This is a genomic window from Robinsoniella sp., assembly GCF_034124845.1.
The window spans coordinates 958-16,930 of the sequence record NZ_JAWYAJ010000065.1 but is presented as its reverse complement, the minus strand read 5'-3'; the positions used below and the strand labels follow the sequence as shown (position 1 = coordinate 16,930).

At 41.0% G+C, this 15,973-nt stretch carries 19 protein-coding genes; 14 read left to right on the top strand and 5 right to left on the bottom strand.

All coding sequences use genetic code 11. From position 1 onward, the window contains the following. Both ACH2DQ_RS03320 and ACH2DQ_RS03315 read right to left on the bottom strand, forming a co-directional pair. Positions 1-321: Uma2 family endonuclease (locus ACH2DQ_RS03320; protein ID WP_395025570.1), on the bottom strand; the 321-nt coding region annotated here is incomplete at its 3' end. 99 nt (positions 322-420) lie between these two features. After that, a complete protein-coding gene (locus tag ACH2DQ_RS03315; RefSeq protein WP_394913032.1) occupies positions 421-633 on the bottom strand; it encodes a helix-turn-helix domain-containing protein in 213 nt (70 codons plus the stop codon). A gap of 293 nt (positions 634-926) precedes the next feature. On the opposite strand from ACH2DQ_RS03315, the gene ACH2DQ_RS03310 reads away from it, so the two are divergent. The 4 genes from ACH2DQ_RS03310 to ACH2DQ_RS03295 all read left to right on the top strand — a co-directional run bounded on the left by ACH2DQ_RS03310 (position 927) and on the right by ACH2DQ_RS03295 (position 2,537). After that, positions 927-1,202 (top strand): hypothetical protein, encoded by a 276-nt coding sequence (locus tag ACH2DQ_RS03310; RefSeq protein ID WP_394913033.1) that lies wholly within the window; start codon positions 927-929, stop codon positions 1,200-1,202. A gap of 120 nt (positions 1,203-1,322) precedes the next feature. Next, complete coding sequence (locus ACH2DQ_RS03305; protein WP_394913034.1) at positions 1,323-1,586, top strand: hypothetical protein; 264 nt, start codon at positions 1,323-1,325, stop codon at positions 1,584-1,586. Next, positions 1,583-2,032, top strand: coding sequence for a hypothetical protein (locus ACH2DQ_RS03300; RefSeq protein ID WP_394913035.1), 450 nt, complete (start codon positions 1,583-1,585; stop codon positions 2,030-2,032). Before ACH2DQ_RS03305 ends, ACH2DQ_RS03300 begins: the two co-directional genes overlap by 4 nt. A 187-nt stretch (positions 2,033-2,219) precedes the next feature. Beyond that, positions 2,220-2,537 carry a hypothetical protein gene (locus ACH2DQ_RS03295; protein ID WP_394913036.1) on the top strand — a complete coding sequence of 106 codons (318 nt, stop codon included), beginning with the start codon at positions 2,220-2,222 and terminating at the stop codon, positions 2,535-2,537. A gap of 406 nt (positions 2,538-2,943) precedes the next feature. On the opposite strand, the gene ACH2DQ_RS03290 is transcribed toward ACH2DQ_RS03295, so the two are convergent. Next, positions 2,944-3,831, bottom strand: coding sequence for a S1 RNA-binding domain-containing protein (locus ACH2DQ_RS03290; RefSeq protein WP_394913053.1), 888 nt, complete (start codon positions 3,829-3,831; stop codon positions 2,944-2,946). Between the two features lie 440 nt (positions 3,832-4,271). Here ACH2DQ_RS03290 and ACH2DQ_RS03285 point away from each other — a divergent pair, with 440 nt between their 5' ends. From ACH2DQ_RS03285 to ACH2DQ_RS03275, 3 genes are all read left to right on the top strand, one after another. After that, positions 4,272-5,924 (top strand): putative manganese-dependent inorganic diphosphatase, encoded by a 1,653-nt coding sequence (locus tag ACH2DQ_RS03285; RefSeq protein WP_394913054.1) that lies wholly within the window; start codon positions 4,272-4,274, stop codon positions 5,922-5,924. 51 nt (positions 5,925-5,975) lie between these two features. After that, positions 5,976-6,554 (top strand): flavin reductase family protein, encoded by a 579-nt coding sequence (locus tag ACH2DQ_RS03280; protein ID WP_394913037.1) that lies wholly within the window; start codon positions 5,976-5,978, stop codon positions 6,552-6,554. Between the two features lie 195 nt (positions 6,555-6,749). Further along, entirely contained in the window at positions 6,750-7,061 is a 312-nt protein-coding gene (locus tag ACH2DQ_RS03275) for a hypothetical protein (protein ID WP_394913038.1), read from the top strand. Between the two features lie 95 nt (positions 7,062-7,156). Here the strand turns inward: ACH2DQ_RS03275 and ACH2DQ_RS03270 are convergent, their stop codons facing one another. Together ACH2DQ_RS03270 and ACH2DQ_RS03265 are read right to left on the bottom strand one after the other, a co-directional pair. Next, entirely contained in the window at positions 7,157-8,371 is a 1,215-nt protein-coding gene (locus tag ACH2DQ_RS03270) for a DNA polymerase IV (RefSeq protein WP_394913039.1), read from the bottom strand. Positions 8,372-8,494: 123 nt separating this feature from the next. Then, complete coding sequence (locus tag ACH2DQ_RS03265; RefSeq protein ID WP_395025562.1) at positions 8,495-9,553, bottom strand: uroporphyrinogen decarboxylase family protein; 1,059 nt, start codon at positions 9,551-9,553, stop codon at positions 8,495-8,497. Positions 9,554-9,623: 70 nt separating this feature from the next. On the opposite strand from ACH2DQ_RS03265, the gene ACH2DQ_RS03260 reads away from it, so the two are divergent. From ACH2DQ_RS03260 to ACH2DQ_RS03230, 7 genes are all read left to right on the top strand, one after another. Continuing rightward, complete coding sequence (locus ACH2DQ_RS03260; RefSeq protein ID WP_394913041.1) at positions 9,624-10,475, top strand: AraC family transcriptional regulator; 852 nt, start codon at positions 9,624-9,626, stop codon at positions 10,473-10,475. A gap of 108 nt (positions 10,476-10,583) precedes the next feature. Beyond that, positions 10,584-11,975, top strand: coding sequence for an asparagine--tRNA ligase (gene asnS, locus ACH2DQ_RS03255; RefSeq protein WP_394913042.1), 1,392 nt, complete (start codon positions 10,584-10,586; stop codon positions 11,973-11,975). An 11-nt stretch (positions 11,976-11,986) separates the two neighbouring features. Further along, the gene (vanR, locus tag ACH2DQ_RS03250; protein WP_027295283.1) at positions 11,987-12,682 is read left to right on the top strand and encodes a VanR-ABDEGLN family response regulator transcription factor; all 696 of its coding nucleotides are present in this window, start codon (positions 11,987-11,989) and stop codon (positions 12,680-12,682) included. Continuing rightward, entirely contained in the window at positions 12,672-13,850 is a 1,179-nt protein-coding gene (locus ACH2DQ_RS03245; protein ID WP_394913043.1) for a sensor histidine kinase, read from the top strand. The genes vanR and ACH2DQ_RS03245 overlap by 11 nt, the downstream gene beginning before the upstream one ends. Further along, a complete protein-coding gene (srtB, locus tag ACH2DQ_RS03240; RefSeq protein WP_394913044.1) occupies positions 13,847-14,692 on the top strand; it encodes a class B sortase in 846 nt (281 codons plus the stop codon). The genes ACH2DQ_RS03245 and srtB overlap by 4 nt, the downstream gene beginning before the upstream one ends. A gap of 58 nt (positions 14,693-14,750) precedes the next feature. Beyond that, positions 14,751-15,464, top strand: coding sequence for an NAD-dependent protein deacylase (locus ACH2DQ_RS03235; RefSeq protein WP_394913045.1), 714 nt, complete (start codon positions 14,751-14,753; stop codon positions 15,462-15,464). Positions 15,465-15,476: 12 nt separating this feature from the next. Beyond that, positions 15,477-15,665: a DUF951 domain-containing protein gene (locus ACH2DQ_RS03230; protein ID WP_394913046.1), complete on the top strand. Its 189-nt coding sequence runs from the start codon at positions 15,477-15,479 to the stop codon at positions 15,663-15,665. Positions 15,666-15,973 lie beyond the last annotated feature (308 nt).

Genomic DNA, 15,973 nt, shown 5'->3' with positions numbered 1-15,973 from the left:
GTATAAAGTTGTTCTTTTGGTAATGGCATTGTAACACATCCTTTCATAGTGTGAGCATATGACGCTTATATCCGGTTCAACGTAATTCGTATTATCCGCATTGAGAAATACGGCAAATGGGGCAGGATATACTTCACAAGGGCCTTTGTTACTATCAATATAGTTGGCAATGGATTGATTTAATTTGCTGATGATCCGCTGATGCTGCCTACTGGGTGGAGCCATATAATATATCTGACCGTCAATCAGTTCCGCCCTGGTACCTTCAGGCAAATTGTAGATATCATCAATGGTATAAAGTTGTTCTTTTGGTAATGGCATTGTAACACATCCTTTCATAGTGTGAGTATTGACCGTAATGGTTATTGATATTCGGAGATTATGGAGTCCCTAAAAGGTGGGAATCAAATGACCGGCTATTTATTCTTTGTCCGGTACGTACTCCATCAGATCACCGGGTTGACAATTAAGTGCTTCACATAAAGCAGCAATTGCACTTGTTGTTATTCCTCTTCCTTTGCGAATATTTTGTAATGTGCCCTCTGAGATTATTTTTTCTTTGCGAATGCGATATGTCGTAAGTCCTTTTTGTTCCATTAAAACAAGTAGCTTGTCGTATGCTATATGTCCCATTGCATTTTCCTCCTTGAAAATATATGAAGAATATTCTTTCATAGTTATGATAACATTTATATACACTAAAAACAATGTACAATATGCACAAGGATATACTCTGAAATATGTGTATAATGTCAATGGATTATACACTGAAATAGATGTATAATGGGGTACATAAGATACAGACAAGGCAAACGAACATCCCGAAAAGATGTAAAGCCAGGAACCATATACTGATGACCACAGCGGAATAGTTCAGAAGATGATCTGACCGGATGCCAGTCTTGATAATGAGAGGAGAACACACAATGTCAGAAAGAATGATTTTAAACAGGATTAAGAAGTTAATGGAATTGGAAGAGCAAATGAAGTCTTTACAGCAGCAGGCAGACAAATTGAAAGAAGAGATCAAGGCAGATATGGAAGTCAAGAAACAGGAAGAAATAAAGGCAGGAAACCATGTTGTCCGGTTTAAGACCATCGTAACCAATAGATTGGATAGTAAAGCGTTGCAATCGAGTCTGCCAGATGTGTATAAGCAGTTCGTAAAGCAGACAGAGAGCAGACGCTTCACAGTAGCCTAAAAAAATAGCCCTAACCTGATAGCCGTCAGGAAAGGGCTGCATAGCCGGGATTGCGCTATACATATGAACATTTAAATTATAGCATAATCCCGGCAGAAATTAAAAGGGGTAAATAATAAAATGAGTGAAAATATTTTACAGGCTTTATATGATGATTATACCGATTCATATCAGGGAAAAAGTCTCTTTGAATTTAATCAGATACATGTTGAATCAATCAAGAATACTGGTAAAAAGGTATACAGCATGAAAATCTTTGATTATGACTGTGCTATGGAATATGCAGCAGGGCAAATTGAAAAGGAATCTTTTTTTCGTGGCATGTTGTGTATGTATGAATTTTTAACGGGCAAAGAGTGTATCAGGGAGGTTGTGGCGGTATGAATCTCATAGAAAAGATCAAAACAGAGCAGGTAAAAATAGATTGTCGTTACGATATCAACGCAGTTCAGATGCGAGAAATTAAAGAAGAGTCAACCGGTCTATGTGATGCGATAAGCTATGCTTTTGCTTATGGATACATGCAGGGACAGAAAGCAGAGCGAAGCCACCGTAAGAATATAACAAAGCCTGTACATAAGAATGATTTCCGTAGAGCCATAGCGGCCAATGCGGATAAGATCAAAAGCATTTCCCACCTGAGAACACTTTACCGGTTGTCGGAAGATTTCGTAAATGATGATGCGATCAATCGGAATAGCTTTTATAAATGGGCGATTGTTCACAATCTGACAAGCGGCAAATTATCGGAGAATGAGATGGAACTTATATATCGGATAATTGATAGTCTTACTATGTCTAATCCAGATACGGCAGGAGGTGAGAGTTAATGTCTGAAAACAGATATCCTGCTGCCAGTTGCATGTCAGAGGAAGATGTGTAATTGACATATAATTATGTCATGGGTAAGGCTTGATCTATATAATTCATATACCGGGTAAGGCATAGTCCTACCCGGATAAATGAGTGTAGGTATCATAAAACAATATGCAGTAACTACAAAAAGGAAGTGAAGCAATGTATTGTGTCATTCAGGAAATCAAAACAAAGAAGGAAGATAAAAACGGGAAATATAAAGAATTGCGATCAGACTATATACAATGTACTTACAATGGAGAGGATCATAGTTATTATGCTCATAGTTATGGTGGTGAATGCTTTAAACGTCCTGTAAGGAAAGCATACCGGATCAGCATACATGAAAGCTACCGGGAGAATGGAAAGGTCAAAAAGCGGCAGTTTGTCATCTGTACGGCAAGGTATTATGAACTGGCAGAAGGATGGGTCTGCCTTTATGACTGGGGCGGCAGAAGGATTGAAAAGCTGAGGAATTAGAAAAATTAGCTAATCTGTTTTGAAAAATACAAAAGTTGAGTGAAAGTTGAGTGCAACCCAATTTTCACTCTTTTTTAATGCAATAAAAAAGCAAGCCCCGAAAGCCTGCAAACCCTTTATTTCCCCCATAAAATGAGGAGTGCCCCGGTGTCTGGTACACCGAGGCTATTATGAAAAAATTTATCTATATGTGTAATGAAAACATTACGCTATAAACCGGAAGTTATCTCTTTTGGAGATGTTTAAAGTATAACAATGAATTGTGAACGAAGTATGAACACTACGTGAATTTATTGTAAAAAATAACGAAAAACAGGTTCTTGAAGAACCTGTTTTAGTGAATTACGACAAATCACCGCGTTAAATTGATGTAATATAAAAGTCAAAATGACAGATAGTTTGCCGATTATAATTTAATTTTAGCGAAAAGAGATCCCAGATTAGTAGAAACACTTTCTGTTTCAGGAAGGTCGAAGGTTTCTTCTGTCACTTCTTCTGCGGCAACATCGTTCAATGCTTTCATGCTAAGGCTGAGTTTTCCATCTTTAATATTAATCACTTTAACCTTTACCTGATCGCCAACAGCAAGAACCGCTGCAGGAGTTTTAATTCTTTTTTCACAGATTTGTGAAATATGTACAAGTCCGGACAGTCCGTTGCCAATATTGATAAATGCACCGTAAGGCTGAATGGATTCAACGGTGCCTTCCGTTACAAGCCCAACTTCTACATTGGATACTTTTGCTTTTCTGTCTTCATTTGCTTTTTCTCTTAAGATTTCTCTTGCAGATAATACCAGCTTATTATCTTCTTCGTCAACATTAATAACACGAACCTGGATTTCCTGTCCCAGCCATTCGTTTAAATCTTCCACATAATTTAAAGAAAGCTTGGAAGCGGGAATAAATCCGCGGATACCTTCTACATATGCAATGACACCGGCATTGACAACGCCGCCGATTTTTACGGTCAGGTTAGTCTGATTGTCTTTCAGTTCTTTTAATTTATCCCACGCCAGCACTTCATTTGCATCCTTGCTGGAGAGCATGATCTGTCCCTGTCCGCCGTCTCTTCTGACAACAGTTGCGGAGATTTCATCACCAATATGAACAGATTCCTTAAGACAGCAGTTCGGGTCTGCACTGTAATCTTCCAGTCGGATCACTCCTTCGGTATAATACTTAAGGTCCAATGTGATCTCGGTTTCTGTAACCCCGATTACAGTACCGGTCAGGATATCGCCTTCGTGGATTTGTTTCAGAGAAGCGGTTAACTCTTTTTCGTAATCAGCCATGCTTTCTGTAACAGTCTCAACTTCAGCAGCTTCGGTGATGGTTTCAGCAGTTTCTGGTGTAGCAGTTGTTTCGTTTAAAATTTCTTCTGACATATGATCCTCCTTATTTCCCACTATAGAATGATAAAACTATAACATTTTTGCATAAAAAAATCAACAGAAATGCCTTAAAATGGGCAGAATAGGCAATACAGTGTTTGAAAAGCAAAAAAAAGTATGATATGATGAAAGTCGGATAACAGCAAGAATTTCGTTAAAAATAGTAAGTGAAACAGATTGTAAAGGAATTCATGCACAGCTGCCTGAAAACAATTTAAAACATGCATGAAGATGCATAGAATTGGGGTCAATGGTGCATTGATACAACATGAGGATATGAAAAGTTTATTAAAATGAGGTATTGAGAATTGAGAACATTAATCGGAAAGGAAAACGATGAGATGCAGGATACAATGAAGAAAAAAGTATATATCATCGGTCACAAGAACCCGGATACAGATTCTATCTGCTCTGCAATCGCTTACGCAGATGTAAAGAATAAAATAGGTGATGCTATCTATGTTCCCAAAAGAGCAGGACAGATCAGCGAGGAAACACAGTTTGTATTAGACCGCTTTGGAATGAAGCCTCCAGGTTACGTCCCAAATGTGGGAACCAGAGTGAAAGATATGGATATCCGCAGGATACCCGGTGTCAGCCACAGCATTTCGCTGAAGAAGGCGTGGACGCTGATGAAAGATGAAAATGTAAATACGCTGCCCATTACAAAGGACAACAATATTCTGGAGGGTTTAATCACCATCAGTGATATTGCACAGTCTTATATGGATATATTGGATAATGAAATTCTGTCTACCGCCAGAACTCAATACAGCAATATTCTGGAGACGCTGGAAGGTAATATGGTGGTAGGAAATGAACATGCTTATTTTGTAAAAGGCAAAGTGGTTGTAGCGGCTGCCAATCCCGATCTGATGGAAAACTATATCGGAGAGGATGACCTGGTCATTTTGGGTAACCGGTATGAATCCCAGCTGTGTGCAATTGAAATGAATGCCAGCTGCATCATTGTCTGTGAGGGAGCCCCGGTATCCAGGACGATTCAGCATCTGGCTCATGAAAAGGCCTGCTCGATTATCAGCACGCCTCATGACACCTATACAGTAGCCAGACTGATCAATCAGAGTATGCCTGTAAAATTTTTCATGAAGAAAAATGGACTTTTGACCTTCGAACTGGATGATTTTACCGATAGTATTAAGGATACCATGGCAAAAAAGAGATACCGTGATTTCCCGGTGCTGGATAAGCACGGCTCCTATGTGGGGATGATTTCCAGGCGGAATCTGCTGGGTATGAAACGCAACAGATTGATTCTGGTGGATCATAATGAAGCTTCCCAGGCGGTAGATAACATTGAAAGCGCAGAGATTCTGGAGATAATTGATCATCACAGACTGGGTTCGTTGGAGACGATGGCACCTGTATTCTTCCGAAACCAGCCGGTTGGCTGTACGGCGACCATTATTTATCAAATCTATCAGGAAAAGGGAATTGAGATTCCTTCTAATATAGCAGGACTTTTGTGTTCTGCAATTATTTCGGATACTTTGATGTTCCGTTCCCCCACCTGTACGGCAGTGGACCGGGATGCGGCACAGAAGCTGGCACAGATTGCGGGAATTGAAATCGAAGCGTATGCATCTGAAATGTTTGCAGCAGGAAGTAATCTGAAGAAAAAGTCTCCGGAAGAAATTTTCTATCAGGATTTTAAGAAATTTGAACTTAACCAGGCGAATTTCGGAGTTGGACAGATTAATTCCATGAATGCATCTGAGTTAAAGGATATAAAAGGCAGATTAATCCCGTATTTGGAAAAAGCCCTGGGGCAGCATGGAGAGACAATGCTGTTTTTCATGCTTACAGATATCATGAATGAGTCTACAGAGCTGCTATGCTTTGGCGGAGATTCGGAGGAACTGGTAAGAGAGGCATTTCACCAGCAGCCCGAGGATCATTCCGTATATCTTCCCGGCATAGTCTCCAGAAAGAAACAGCTTATTCCTGCATTTATGAATGCATTGCAGCAGTAAAACGGATAAAAGATAAGATAAAATCATTAATAAAGATAAGGAGGATATGCTATGGGTAAACAAACCTGGAAGGCAGGAAATATGATATATCCGCTGCCGGCAGTCATGGTCAGCTGTGCCAGGGAGGGTGAAAAACCGAATATTATTACAGTGGCATGGACGGGTACGGTATGTACGAATCCTCCTATGGTTTATATATCGGTGAAACCGGAGCGGTATTCTTACGATATCATCCGGGAAACGGGTGAATTTGTGATTAACCTCACTACCCGAAAACTGGCGAAAGCAACCGACTTCTGTGGTGTGCGTTCCGGCAGGGACGTAGATAAATTTCAGGAAATGCATCTGACGCCTGAGGCAGCAGAGCAGATCAAAGTCCCTATGATTGGGGAGTGTCCGGTGAATATTGAATGCCGGGTAAAAGAAATTAATAAACTGGGGTCACATCACATGTTTCTTGCGGATGTACTTGCAGTACACGTAGATGAGGCTTATATGAATGAAAACGGTAAATTTGAACTGAATAAAACCGGTTTGCTGGCGTATTCCCATGGAGAATATCTGGGATTGGGTGAGCATTTGGGGACATTTGGCTATTCCGTAAAGAAGAAAAAGAAAAAACGAAGATAACAATGTTATAAAATATAAATTCTCCACATAAGTGTCCTGCATTGTGCATTTTCATCTAGGGATCCATCGGCTATAATGAACTACACAATTCAAGTTAAAGGAGAAACAAACATAAAACATGTTCCAAATGTGACACACTGTTGTCTCATTACCTGTGATATGATATTTTAAAATAATGAAAGGAGTTATTTTATAATGTCTAAAGCAGTCTTTTATTGTTCTTTTAAGCTTAAAAAAGGAGCCTCTGTGCCGGATTTTCTACTGGCAGCAGAAAAATTAAATAATGAGTACATTTCAAAACAGGAGGGGTATATCTCCTGGAAACAACTTAGAGATGATGATACCTGGGTGGATATCATAACTTTTGAAACAATGGAAGCCGTTAAGAGGTTTGAGTCTGATTCTGGTAATGCAGGTGAATTAGCTAAGAAGTTTTATTCATTCATTAACTGTAATAGTTGTAAAGTGAATTATTATTCAATTGAAAGAAGTTATGGAAAATTATAATATGAAATGATGATTTGCTGCCTTGCAGGATGCGAAGCAGTCTGAGGGAACCGCTGAAATTGCGGCTCCCTCTTTTAATGGTTCAGATTATTTCATCAGCTGTTATCCAAATCTTCCTTTGGAGGCAGCATACTGGCACGGGTGACAGCGCTGCTGCCAAATTTCAGCCGGATGGAATCCAGTGCCTGATCCAGTTTCTTCTGTTTTGCGTTATCAGAAGCGGGCAAATCAAAGAGACTGAGCTGTACCGGCGTATCGTCAGGAACAAGTTTTGAGCAGCGTATGCCCAGAAGGCGTATGGGAGTCTGATCCCACAGGGTATCAAACAGCTGGCAGGAAGCGCGGTAGACCGCCTTTTCTGTATTGGACGGAGTCAGCAGCTGCATCTGATGGGAGGATACGGTAAAGGTACTGTATTTAATTTCCACGCAGACATTTCCGGCGAGCTGCCCTGCCTTTCGCAGGCGTCCTGAGACACTTGAAGCAAGCTTCAGTAAAACTGCTTTTGCATCTGTCGCGGTAGTGACATCAGCAGACAGCGTGGTGGAATTCCCGATGCCCTTTGCCTTTTCCGGAGTAGAGACCAGAGGCGTGCTGTCAATACCGTTTGCATATTCCCAGAGCATTTTTCCATGACTTTTTAAATGAGGTGTCAGAAGCCCCGGATCGGTCAATGCCAGATCTCCAATTGTGTAAATGCCCAGCTTCTGAAGCGTTGTTACAGAAGCCTTGCCAGCCATATATAATTCGGCAACGGGCAGAGGCCACATCTTGGTCTGTATTTCTGTGGGGAAAAGAGTATGAACCTTTCCTGGTTTTTCAAAGTCAGAAGCCATTTTAGCCAAAAGCTTATTGGAGGAAATTCCAATATTAACCGTGAAACCAAACTTATCATAGATTGTGTCTTTGATTTGAGTAGCAGCGCTTACCGGAGATTCATAGAGATGGGAGATACCGGTAAAGTCGATATAGCATTCATCCACACTGACCTGTTCGATGTCCGGCGTAAGCTGCTTTAAGAAATCCATCAGACGGTGGCTGTATTCAGAATAAAGACGGTGGTTTGGCGGCTGAATGAGCAGATCCGGACATTTTTTAAGTGCTGCGGCTATAGGCTCACCGGTATGAATATGGTAAGCCTTTGCCGGAATGGATTTTGCAAGTACAACGCCATGGCGGCTTGAACGGTCGCCTCCTATGATAGAAGGAATTAACCGAAGGTCAATTCCCTCCGGGTCCTTTAAATTTTCCACAGAAGTCCAGCTTAAATACGCGGAATTAACGTCTATATGGAAGATAATACGGTTCATTTGCTCACGGCCTTTCACGATCAATATAATAGAGACAGGTTATTTATATCATATTATACTAGAACGTCCGTTCCTTCGCAAGGGAAGATTGTGCAGATATGCGTCCTTAACCAGCTTCACGCTTTAGCGTCTGCTATATTTTTCATAAAATTCCTGATACCACAGGCAGGCATCCACCGGAGTATTTGGCGGGATATGATTACCGACTGCAAGGAAATAACCCGGGCAGTCACGACCAAGAGCGATGCAGCGTTTTACTTCATTTTCAATGTATTCTTTATCGTTATATAAGAGTGCATGGGTATCTGCATTGCCCACAATTACATGGCTTTTGCCGTACTTTTCACAGATATAGGACATATCGGTACAGGGTTCCATGACAAATCCATGAATGCCAAGATCTGCAATGTCATCAATAAACGGTGTGAAATTACCGTCGGAGGTAAAGAGTACTTTTTTGCCGCTGTCTAACAGCGGTGCCAGCAGTTTTTTATGGTTTGGAAATAGATAAGTCCGGTAAAAATCGGGTGATAGAAAGGCTCCGGAACCCCAGACAATATCATCGTGGACCATGATTATATCTGATTTGCATTTTGCAAGAGCCTCGAAATACTGCAGGTTCCAGGTTACATAGCGGTTTATAAACTCTCCAAATTCCCGGGAGTCCACGCCGGCTGCCAGCAGCAGCATATCCCATCCCAATATTTCAATGATTCCGGACATACAGGTCGTGTACATACCAGTCATATTTACCGTATCGGGATGTTCCAGGCACATTTTATCATAGTCATCCTGAAAATCCTGAAGCAGATCCTGGCGGTTACGTCTGCCGTAGACCTTGTCAAAATCAAAGTCAAATACATCCTCAGGTTCTTCAATAAAATTCTTTACTTCATTAGAGTAGTCCACAGCATCAGCCTGATAGGAGGCATGGCCCATTTTTGTCTTCTGCTCTCCGAATATTTCACCAAAGGGGAGGATATTCCAGAACATGCCGTAATCCCATGCTTTTATAAATTCCCGAGACGCATTTGTCTGTTCGTTGGCAGTACTTTTTGAAGATGCCGGAATACCTGTAACTTTTTGTACCAGATCCCAGTGGAAATGAGCGGAATATTCCGTGCGGGGAATCTTGTCAGGCATTTCCAGATTAAGTGCGCTTAAACCATTTTGTAGTGACATATGGCAGTTTCCTTTCTTTTTTCGTTATTATATGTTAAAATTATTATATAAAAAGGTACGTGGAATGTACATGAAGATAACAGGAAGAAAGATGGATATTTTTGCGATGGAAGATAAAAAGTATCGAATGATAGATGAAGAATTTAATGGACTACAGATTAGAATTTTGGAACACGGTTTGCTGTATGGGGATACGAAGTGGAATTACAGGGATGTGGTTTCTCCTTTTAACCGGCTGTATTTTCTAATAAAGGGAGAAGGATATATAGAAAATGAGGAATTTCATCATAATTTAATTCCCGGGAATGTATATTTGATTCCGGCAGGGACAAAGTATAATTATATAGGAAAGAGTGCGTTTATAAAATTATATTTTCATTTTGAATTGCAGCGGCTTCCGGGAATTGATGTATTCCAGAGTTTGGAAAGGGCAATGTCCATGCCCTGTTCCGTGGAGCAGACAGAAAGGTTGATTTCTTATTTAGAAAGCGGTACCCTGGGGGATCAGTTGTTTTTTAAAGGGGCATTGAATAAAATTCTGGGACAATTCTATCTGAAAATGAAAGAAGAAGGAGTGGCGCAGATGGATTTAAGCGGATATTACAGGCAAAAAGAAAGTCTGTATTATATAGAAAAGAATCTGTCTGCCCAGCTTAAGATCGAAAATATGGCGAAAGAAATGCATGTGTCCTATTATTCACTTTCCAGAAATTTTAAACGGGACACGGGAATCGGCATTAAAGAATACCTGGAAGAAATGCTGCTTAAGAAAGCAAAACACCTGTTACTTACCACCGACCTTCAGCTTCAGGAGATTGCAAATGAGCTTCAGTTTTGTGATCCTTTTTACTTCTCCAGGTTTTTTCGTAAATATGAGAATGTCTCGCCCAGGGAGTACCGGAAAAAGAGATTGAATGGATAGATCAGGAAATGTGTGAGAAAAATAGTGTTTAGTGGCTTGCACACCAGCCAGGAATAGGCTATACTAGAAAAATAGTGAGAAAGAATAAAGAACAAAGGAGTTCGAACAATGGAATTGGTAACAGTTAGAGAGATTTATAAAGAAAGAGAAAAATATTTAAACCAGGAAATTCGCGTTGGCGGATGGATTAGAAGCATACGTGATTCAAAGACTTTTGGTTTTATCGTTCTGCATGACGGAACTTTCTTTGAGACACTTCAGATTGTATATCATGATAAAATGGAAAACTTTCAGGAAATCTCCAAGTTAAATGTAGGCGCGGCAGTGATTGTAAAGGGAACACTGGTTGCGACGCCTCAGGCAAAACAGCCATTCGAAATTCAGGCAGAGGAGATTACGGTGGAAGGTACTTCTACATCGGATTATCCCCTTCAGAAGAAGAGACACAGCTTTGAATATTTGAGAACGATTTCCCACTTAAGGCCCAGAACCAATGCATTCCAGGCTGTATTTCGCGTGCGTTCCCTGATCGCATATGCAATTCACCAGTTTTTCCAGGAGAGAGACTTTGTATATGTTCATACACCATTGATTACCGGAAGTGACTGTGAAGGAGCAGGTGAAATGTTCCGTGTTACTACACTGGATCTGGAGAATATTCCGAAAACAGAAGATGGAGCAATTGACTACACCCAGGATTTCTTTGGAAAAGAGACAAGCCTGACTGTCAGCGGCCAGCTGAACGGTGAGACTTATGCACAGGCATTCCGCAACATTTATACATTTGGTCCCACATTCCGTGCAGAAAATTCCAACACTACCAGACATGCGGCAGAGTTCTGGATGATTGAACCGGAAATAGCATTTGCAGATCTTCAGGACAATATGATGCTTGCTGAGTCTATGCTGAAATATGTGATCAATTATGTTCTGGAACATGCTCCGGAAGAAATGGAATTCTTCAATTCTTTTGTGGACAAGGGTCTGCTAGACCGGTTGAAAAGCGTGGCAGCTTCTGATTTTGCCCATGTTACTTATACGGAAGCAGTGGAGATCCTGGAAAAGAATAATGATAAATTTGATTATAAAGTATTCTGGGGATGTGACCTTCAGACCGAGCATGAACGCTATCTGACGGAAGAGATCTATAAGTGCCCGGTATTTGTAACGGATTACCCAAAAGAGATCAAAGCATTCTATATGAAACTGAATGAAGACGGCAAAACTGTTGCCGCAATGGATTGTCTGGTGCCAGGAATCGGTGAGATCATCGGCGGCAGCCAGAGGGAAGATGACTATGACAAACTGTTGAACCGCATGAATGAACTGGGATTAAAAGAAGAGGATTACGGATTCTATATGGATCTTCGTAAATACGGTTCTACCAGACATGCAGGATTCGGACTTGGTTTTGAACGCTGCGTAATGTACCTGACCGGAATGTCAAATATCCGTGATGTAGTTCCGTTCCCAAGAACAGTAGGTAACTGCGATTTATAGGAGGAATATAGATGGGGAGCAAGATATTAATTGTCGATGACGAAAGGGAGATTGCAGATGTAGTGGAGCTATATCTGAAAAATGAAAATTATGATGTAGTAAAATGCTATAATGGCACAGACGCATTGGAATGCATAAAAAATGAGAAGCTGGACATGGCACTGTTAGATGTCATGCTTCCGGATATAGACGGCTTTACGATTCTGCAGAGAATAAGGGAAGAGCATACATTTCCGGTGATTATGCTGACTGCTAAAACGGAGTATATGGATAAAATCAACGGACTTACTTTAGGGGCGGATGATTATATTGCAAAGCCGTTTAACCCGCTGGAATTAATCGCCAGAGTAAAAGCACAGCTTCGCCGTTTTACCAAGTATAACGAGGGAAGCAAGTCTCAGGAAGATATTATTGATTTTGCTGGCCTGGTGCTTAACCGAAGCACACATGAATGTACCTACAATGAAAGAGAGCTGACACTCACGCCAATCGAATTTGATATTCTTTGGATTTTATGTGAAAACAGAGGACAGGTTATCAGTTCGGAGCAGCTTTTTGAACAGGTATGGAAAGAGAAGTATTACAAGAACAGCAACAATACTGTAATGGTGCATATTCGTCATTTACGTGAGAAAATGAGCGGACCTACCGGCAAGACGGAATTTATCAAAACCGTTTGGGGAGTTGGTTATAAAGTTGAAAAATAATTATGGAAAACTAAAGAGAACAATATTGCTGAGGGCGGTCCTGGTTGCTGCCCTGGCTTTAGTGGTTGGAATTGTCATAGTGAAATTTCTCATAGACGGGTTATTTCAAAGCAGCTTTGCCAGCCTTTTTATCAACTTCATGATGAAATTCAATATGGATTATGATACGGCGAATGAAATGTATGGAAAAATTTTTATGGATAATAAAGAAATTTTTCTGACTACCGGCTTTATCATTTTATTTCTTGTGTTCTTCTATATGGCTGTTTCCAAACTTACCGGCTATATGGACGATATCGGCAGGGAAATCGATATGATTCTGACTGATGAGGATGCACCGATTAATCTGGTGCCGGAGCTGGCACCGATTTCAGAGAAACTGAACACTTTAAAACTGACATTGAAAAAAAGAGAGTACGCAGCGATTGAAAGTGAACAGCGTAAGAATGACCTTGTGGTCTATCTGGCACACGACCTGAAAACGCCGCTGACCTCCATTATTGCATACTTAACAATGCTGGATGAACAGCCGAATATGCCTGATGAGGAGCGTTTAAAATATACACATATTACGCTGGAAAAGGCGACCAGGCTGGGCGAATTAATCAGCGAATTTTTTGAAATTACACGTTTCAACCTGCAGGACATTGTCCTGGAGAAGGAGAAATTGAATTTGTCTATGATGTTAGAACAGCTTGCAGATGAAAGCTATGGCGTTTTAGCGGATAAGGATCTGACTTGTTCCATCAGGACAGATGAAGAGCTGGTAGTGGACGGGGATCCCGACAAACTGGCGAGAGTATTTGACAACCTACTCAGAAATGCAATTGCCTATAGTTATCCACGAACGGATATTAATATAGAAGCATTTCTTCAGAATGAGTATATTATTATTAATTTTCGGAATCAGGGCCCCCAGATTCCTCCTCAGAAGTTAAAATCCATCTTTGAAAAGTTTTACCGGGTAGATAATGCGCGTTCCAGCCAGACAGGCGGAGCGGGGCTGGGATTGTCCATTGCCAAGGAAATTGTGGAATTGCATGGTGGTACCATAGAAGCATTCAGTGATGCGCATTACACGACGTTTATTGTGCATCTGCCGGTTTACCGTGATCGGATGGCAAAGAGACGCCGCGTGCGCGGGAAGGCAGGGACAAAAAATATATGACAGAAAACAGAGACAGTAAAGGCAAAAAAAGAAAACGGACAGCAGGTGATGTGATACGTGTCATAGCTTTGCTGATTGCGATTGGAGTATTTGTATATTCCGGTTATCGCCTTTTGACCATTTATCTTGAGTATAAAGCAGGAACCGATGAATATTCTTCACTGGAGGGGTTTGCAAATATTTCCGGAAATATTTCAGACTCCGGAGCAGAGTCTGAAGGAGCCGGTGTGCGGGTGGAAACCAATGAGCAGGGTGAAACAGAACGCTACATGGAAAGCCCGGTTGACTTTGCCGGATTAAAAGCAATTAATAAAGATGTAATCGGGTGGTTGAATGTGGAAGCACTGGATATCAGCTATCCCATGGTCCGGGGAACGGATAATGACTACTATCTGCACCGGACATTTAAGAAGGAAGATAACTTTGCGGGTTCTATATTTATGGACTATCTGAATAATCCGAACCTTAAGGACCAGAATACCATCATCTATGGACACAATATGAAAAATGGCTCTATGTTTGGTACATTAAAGCAGTTCCGTGAAGATGGCGTGTTTGAAAAGAGCCGTTATTTCTGGATCTATACACCAACCATGAATTATAAGTATGAGATCTTTTCCTGTCATGAAGTGGGAGCTGTGAGCAATACCTATCAGATCTCGTTTGCGAAAGATAAAGATTTCCAGGATTATCTGGATGAAGCTGTGGAGCATTCGGTTGTGAAGGGCACAGCTAAGGTTACCTCGAAGGACCGTATTGTAACACTTTCCACCTGTACCGGAAATGAGGCAACCAGATTTGTCGTGCAGGGAGTTCTCGTGGATTCCATTAAAGTAAAATAGGATCAGCTCAGGGTAAAAAGCGAGTGCTTTGGAAACAATATGTGAAGGAGGAATGGAAATGGATAAAACAGAACAACTAAAAGAAATGCTTGCAAACAGCACAAACGTTGTGTTTTTCGGTGGAGCGGGAGTGTCTACAGAGAGCGGGATTCCTGATTTTCGAAGTGTAGACGGGCTGTATAATCAGGAATATGACTATCCTCCGGAAACTATATTAAGCCATACTTTTTTCATGGGGGATCCAAAAGAATTCTATCGTTTTTACCAAAATAAAATGCTCTGTCTGGACGCAAAACCAAATGCAGCCCACCGGAAACTGGCTCAGTGGGAAGCGGAAGGAAAGCTAAAGGCAGTCATAACCCAGAACATAGATGGTCTGCATCAAATGGCTGGCAGCAAGGAAGTACTGGAACTTCATGGCAGCGTTCACAGGAACTACTGCATGAAGTGCGGGAAGCATTATGAAGCCAGATATATGCTGGAAGCAACAGGTGTTCCTGTCTGTGAATGCGGCGGTATTATCAAACCGGACGTGGTATTATATGAAGAAGGACTGGATAATCAGATCATGTCCAGGGCAATCGCGCATATAGCCAAAGCGGATGTCCTGATCGTAGGCGGTACATCTCTGGCAGTATACCCGGCAGCCGGCCTGATCGATTACTACAGAGGGAATAAACTGGTTTTAGTAAATAAAACCACTACACCAATGGATCATAATGCGGACTTACTGGTGCAGGGAAGCATCGGAGAAATATTTGCAGGGATATAAGGAGGCAGAAGTATGGTTTATGAAGTTGGAGATATCGTAAAATTAAAAAAGCAGCACCCCTGTGGCAGCAATGACTGGGAAATCCTTCGTGTAGGTGCTGATTTCCGGCTTAAGTGCATGGGATGCGGACACCAGATTATGATTGCCAGGAAGCTGGTTGAGAAGAATACGAAGGGGCTGCAGAAAAAAACAGAAGGTTAGAGCGAACACTTTATATATGTTCCGTCCCTTTCTCTTTCCGAGATTGCACTCGTTGATACAATGCTTGTTTTCTCGGAAAGATGGGAGTAGGAAAATACATTTCTCTAAGCTGTACCATTCTTAATCAAAATTAGATTGTAAAATAATTATAAATATGTTATAATACTCATATTAAAGTTCTGGCGTCAAAAAAATCTTATTCTATATCAGAAAAACTAATCCAATATAACGTAATAGAAAATTTCATATAAGCATCCAAATGGTATCTCTTTAGAATTAAAATGATTATTTGTTTTTTCTAAAGAGTA

Bases quoted from the DNA above. Each gene is read 5' to 3' on its own strand.
- ACH2DQ_RS03315 (WP_394913032.1), bottom strand. From the start codon at position 633: ATGGGACATATAGCATACGACAAGCTACTTGTTTTAATGGAACAAAAA.
- ACH2DQ_RS03310 (WP_394913033.1), top strand. From the start codon at position 927: ATGTCAGAAAGAATGATTTTAAACAGGATTAAGAAGTTAATGGAATTG.
- ACH2DQ_RS03305 (WP_394913034.1), top strand. From the start codon at position 1,323: ATGAGTGAAAATATTTTACAGGCTTTATATGATGATTATACCGATTCA.
- ACH2DQ_RS03300 (WP_394913035.1), top strand. From the start codon at position 1,583: ATGAATCTCATAGAAAAGATCAAAACAGAGCAGGTAAAAATAGATTGT.
- ACH2DQ_RS03295 (WP_394913036.1), top strand. From the start codon at position 2,220: ATGTATTGTGTCATTCAGGAAATCAAAACAAAGAAGGAAGATAAAAAC.
- ACH2DQ_RS03290 (WP_394913053.1), bottom strand. From the start codon at position 3,831: ATGGCTGATTACGAAAAAGAGTTAACCGCTTCTCTGAAACAAATCCAC.
- ACH2DQ_RS03285 (WP_394913054.1), top strand. From the start codon at position 4,272: ATGCAGGATACAATGAAGAAAAAAGTATATATCATCGGTCACAAGAAC.
- ACH2DQ_RS03280 (WP_394913037.1), top strand. From the start codon at position 5,976: ATGGGTAAACAAACCTGGAAGGCAGGAAATATGATATATCCGCTGCCG.
- ACH2DQ_RS03275 (WP_394913038.1), top strand. From the start codon at position 6,750: ATGTCTAAAGCAGTCTTTTATTGTTCTTTTAAGCTTAAAAAAGGAGCC.
- ACH2DQ_RS03270 (WP_394913039.1), bottom strand. From the start codon at position 8,371: ATGAACCGTATTATCTTCCATATAGACGTTAATTCCGCGTATTTAAGC.
- ACH2DQ_RS03265 (WP_395025562.1), bottom strand. From the start codon at position 9,553: ATGTCACTACAAAATGGTTTAAGCGCACTTAATCTGGAAATGCCTGAC.
- ACH2DQ_RS03260 (WP_394913041.1), top strand. From the start codon at position 9,624: ATGAAGATAACAGGAAGAAAGATGGATATTTTTGCGATGGAAGATAAA.
- asnS (WP_394913042.1), top strand. From the start codon at position 10,584: ATGGAATTGGTAACAGTTAGAGAGATTTATAAAGAAAGAGAAAAATAT.
- vanR (WP_027295283.1), top strand. From the start codon at position 11,987: ATGGGGAGCAAGATATTAATTGTCGATGACGAAAGGGAGATTGCAGAT.
- srtB (WP_394913044.1), top strand. From the start codon at position 13,847: ATGACAGAAAACAGAGACAGTAAAGGCAAAAAAAGAAAACGGACAGCA.
- ACH2DQ_RS03235 (WP_394913045.1), top strand. From the start codon at position 14,751: ATGGATAAAACAGAACAACTAAAAGAAATGCTTGCAAACAGCACAAAC.
- ACH2DQ_RS03230 (WP_394913046.1), top strand. From the start codon at position 15,477: ATGGTTTATGAAGTTGGAGATATCGTAAAATTAAAAAAGCAGCACCCC.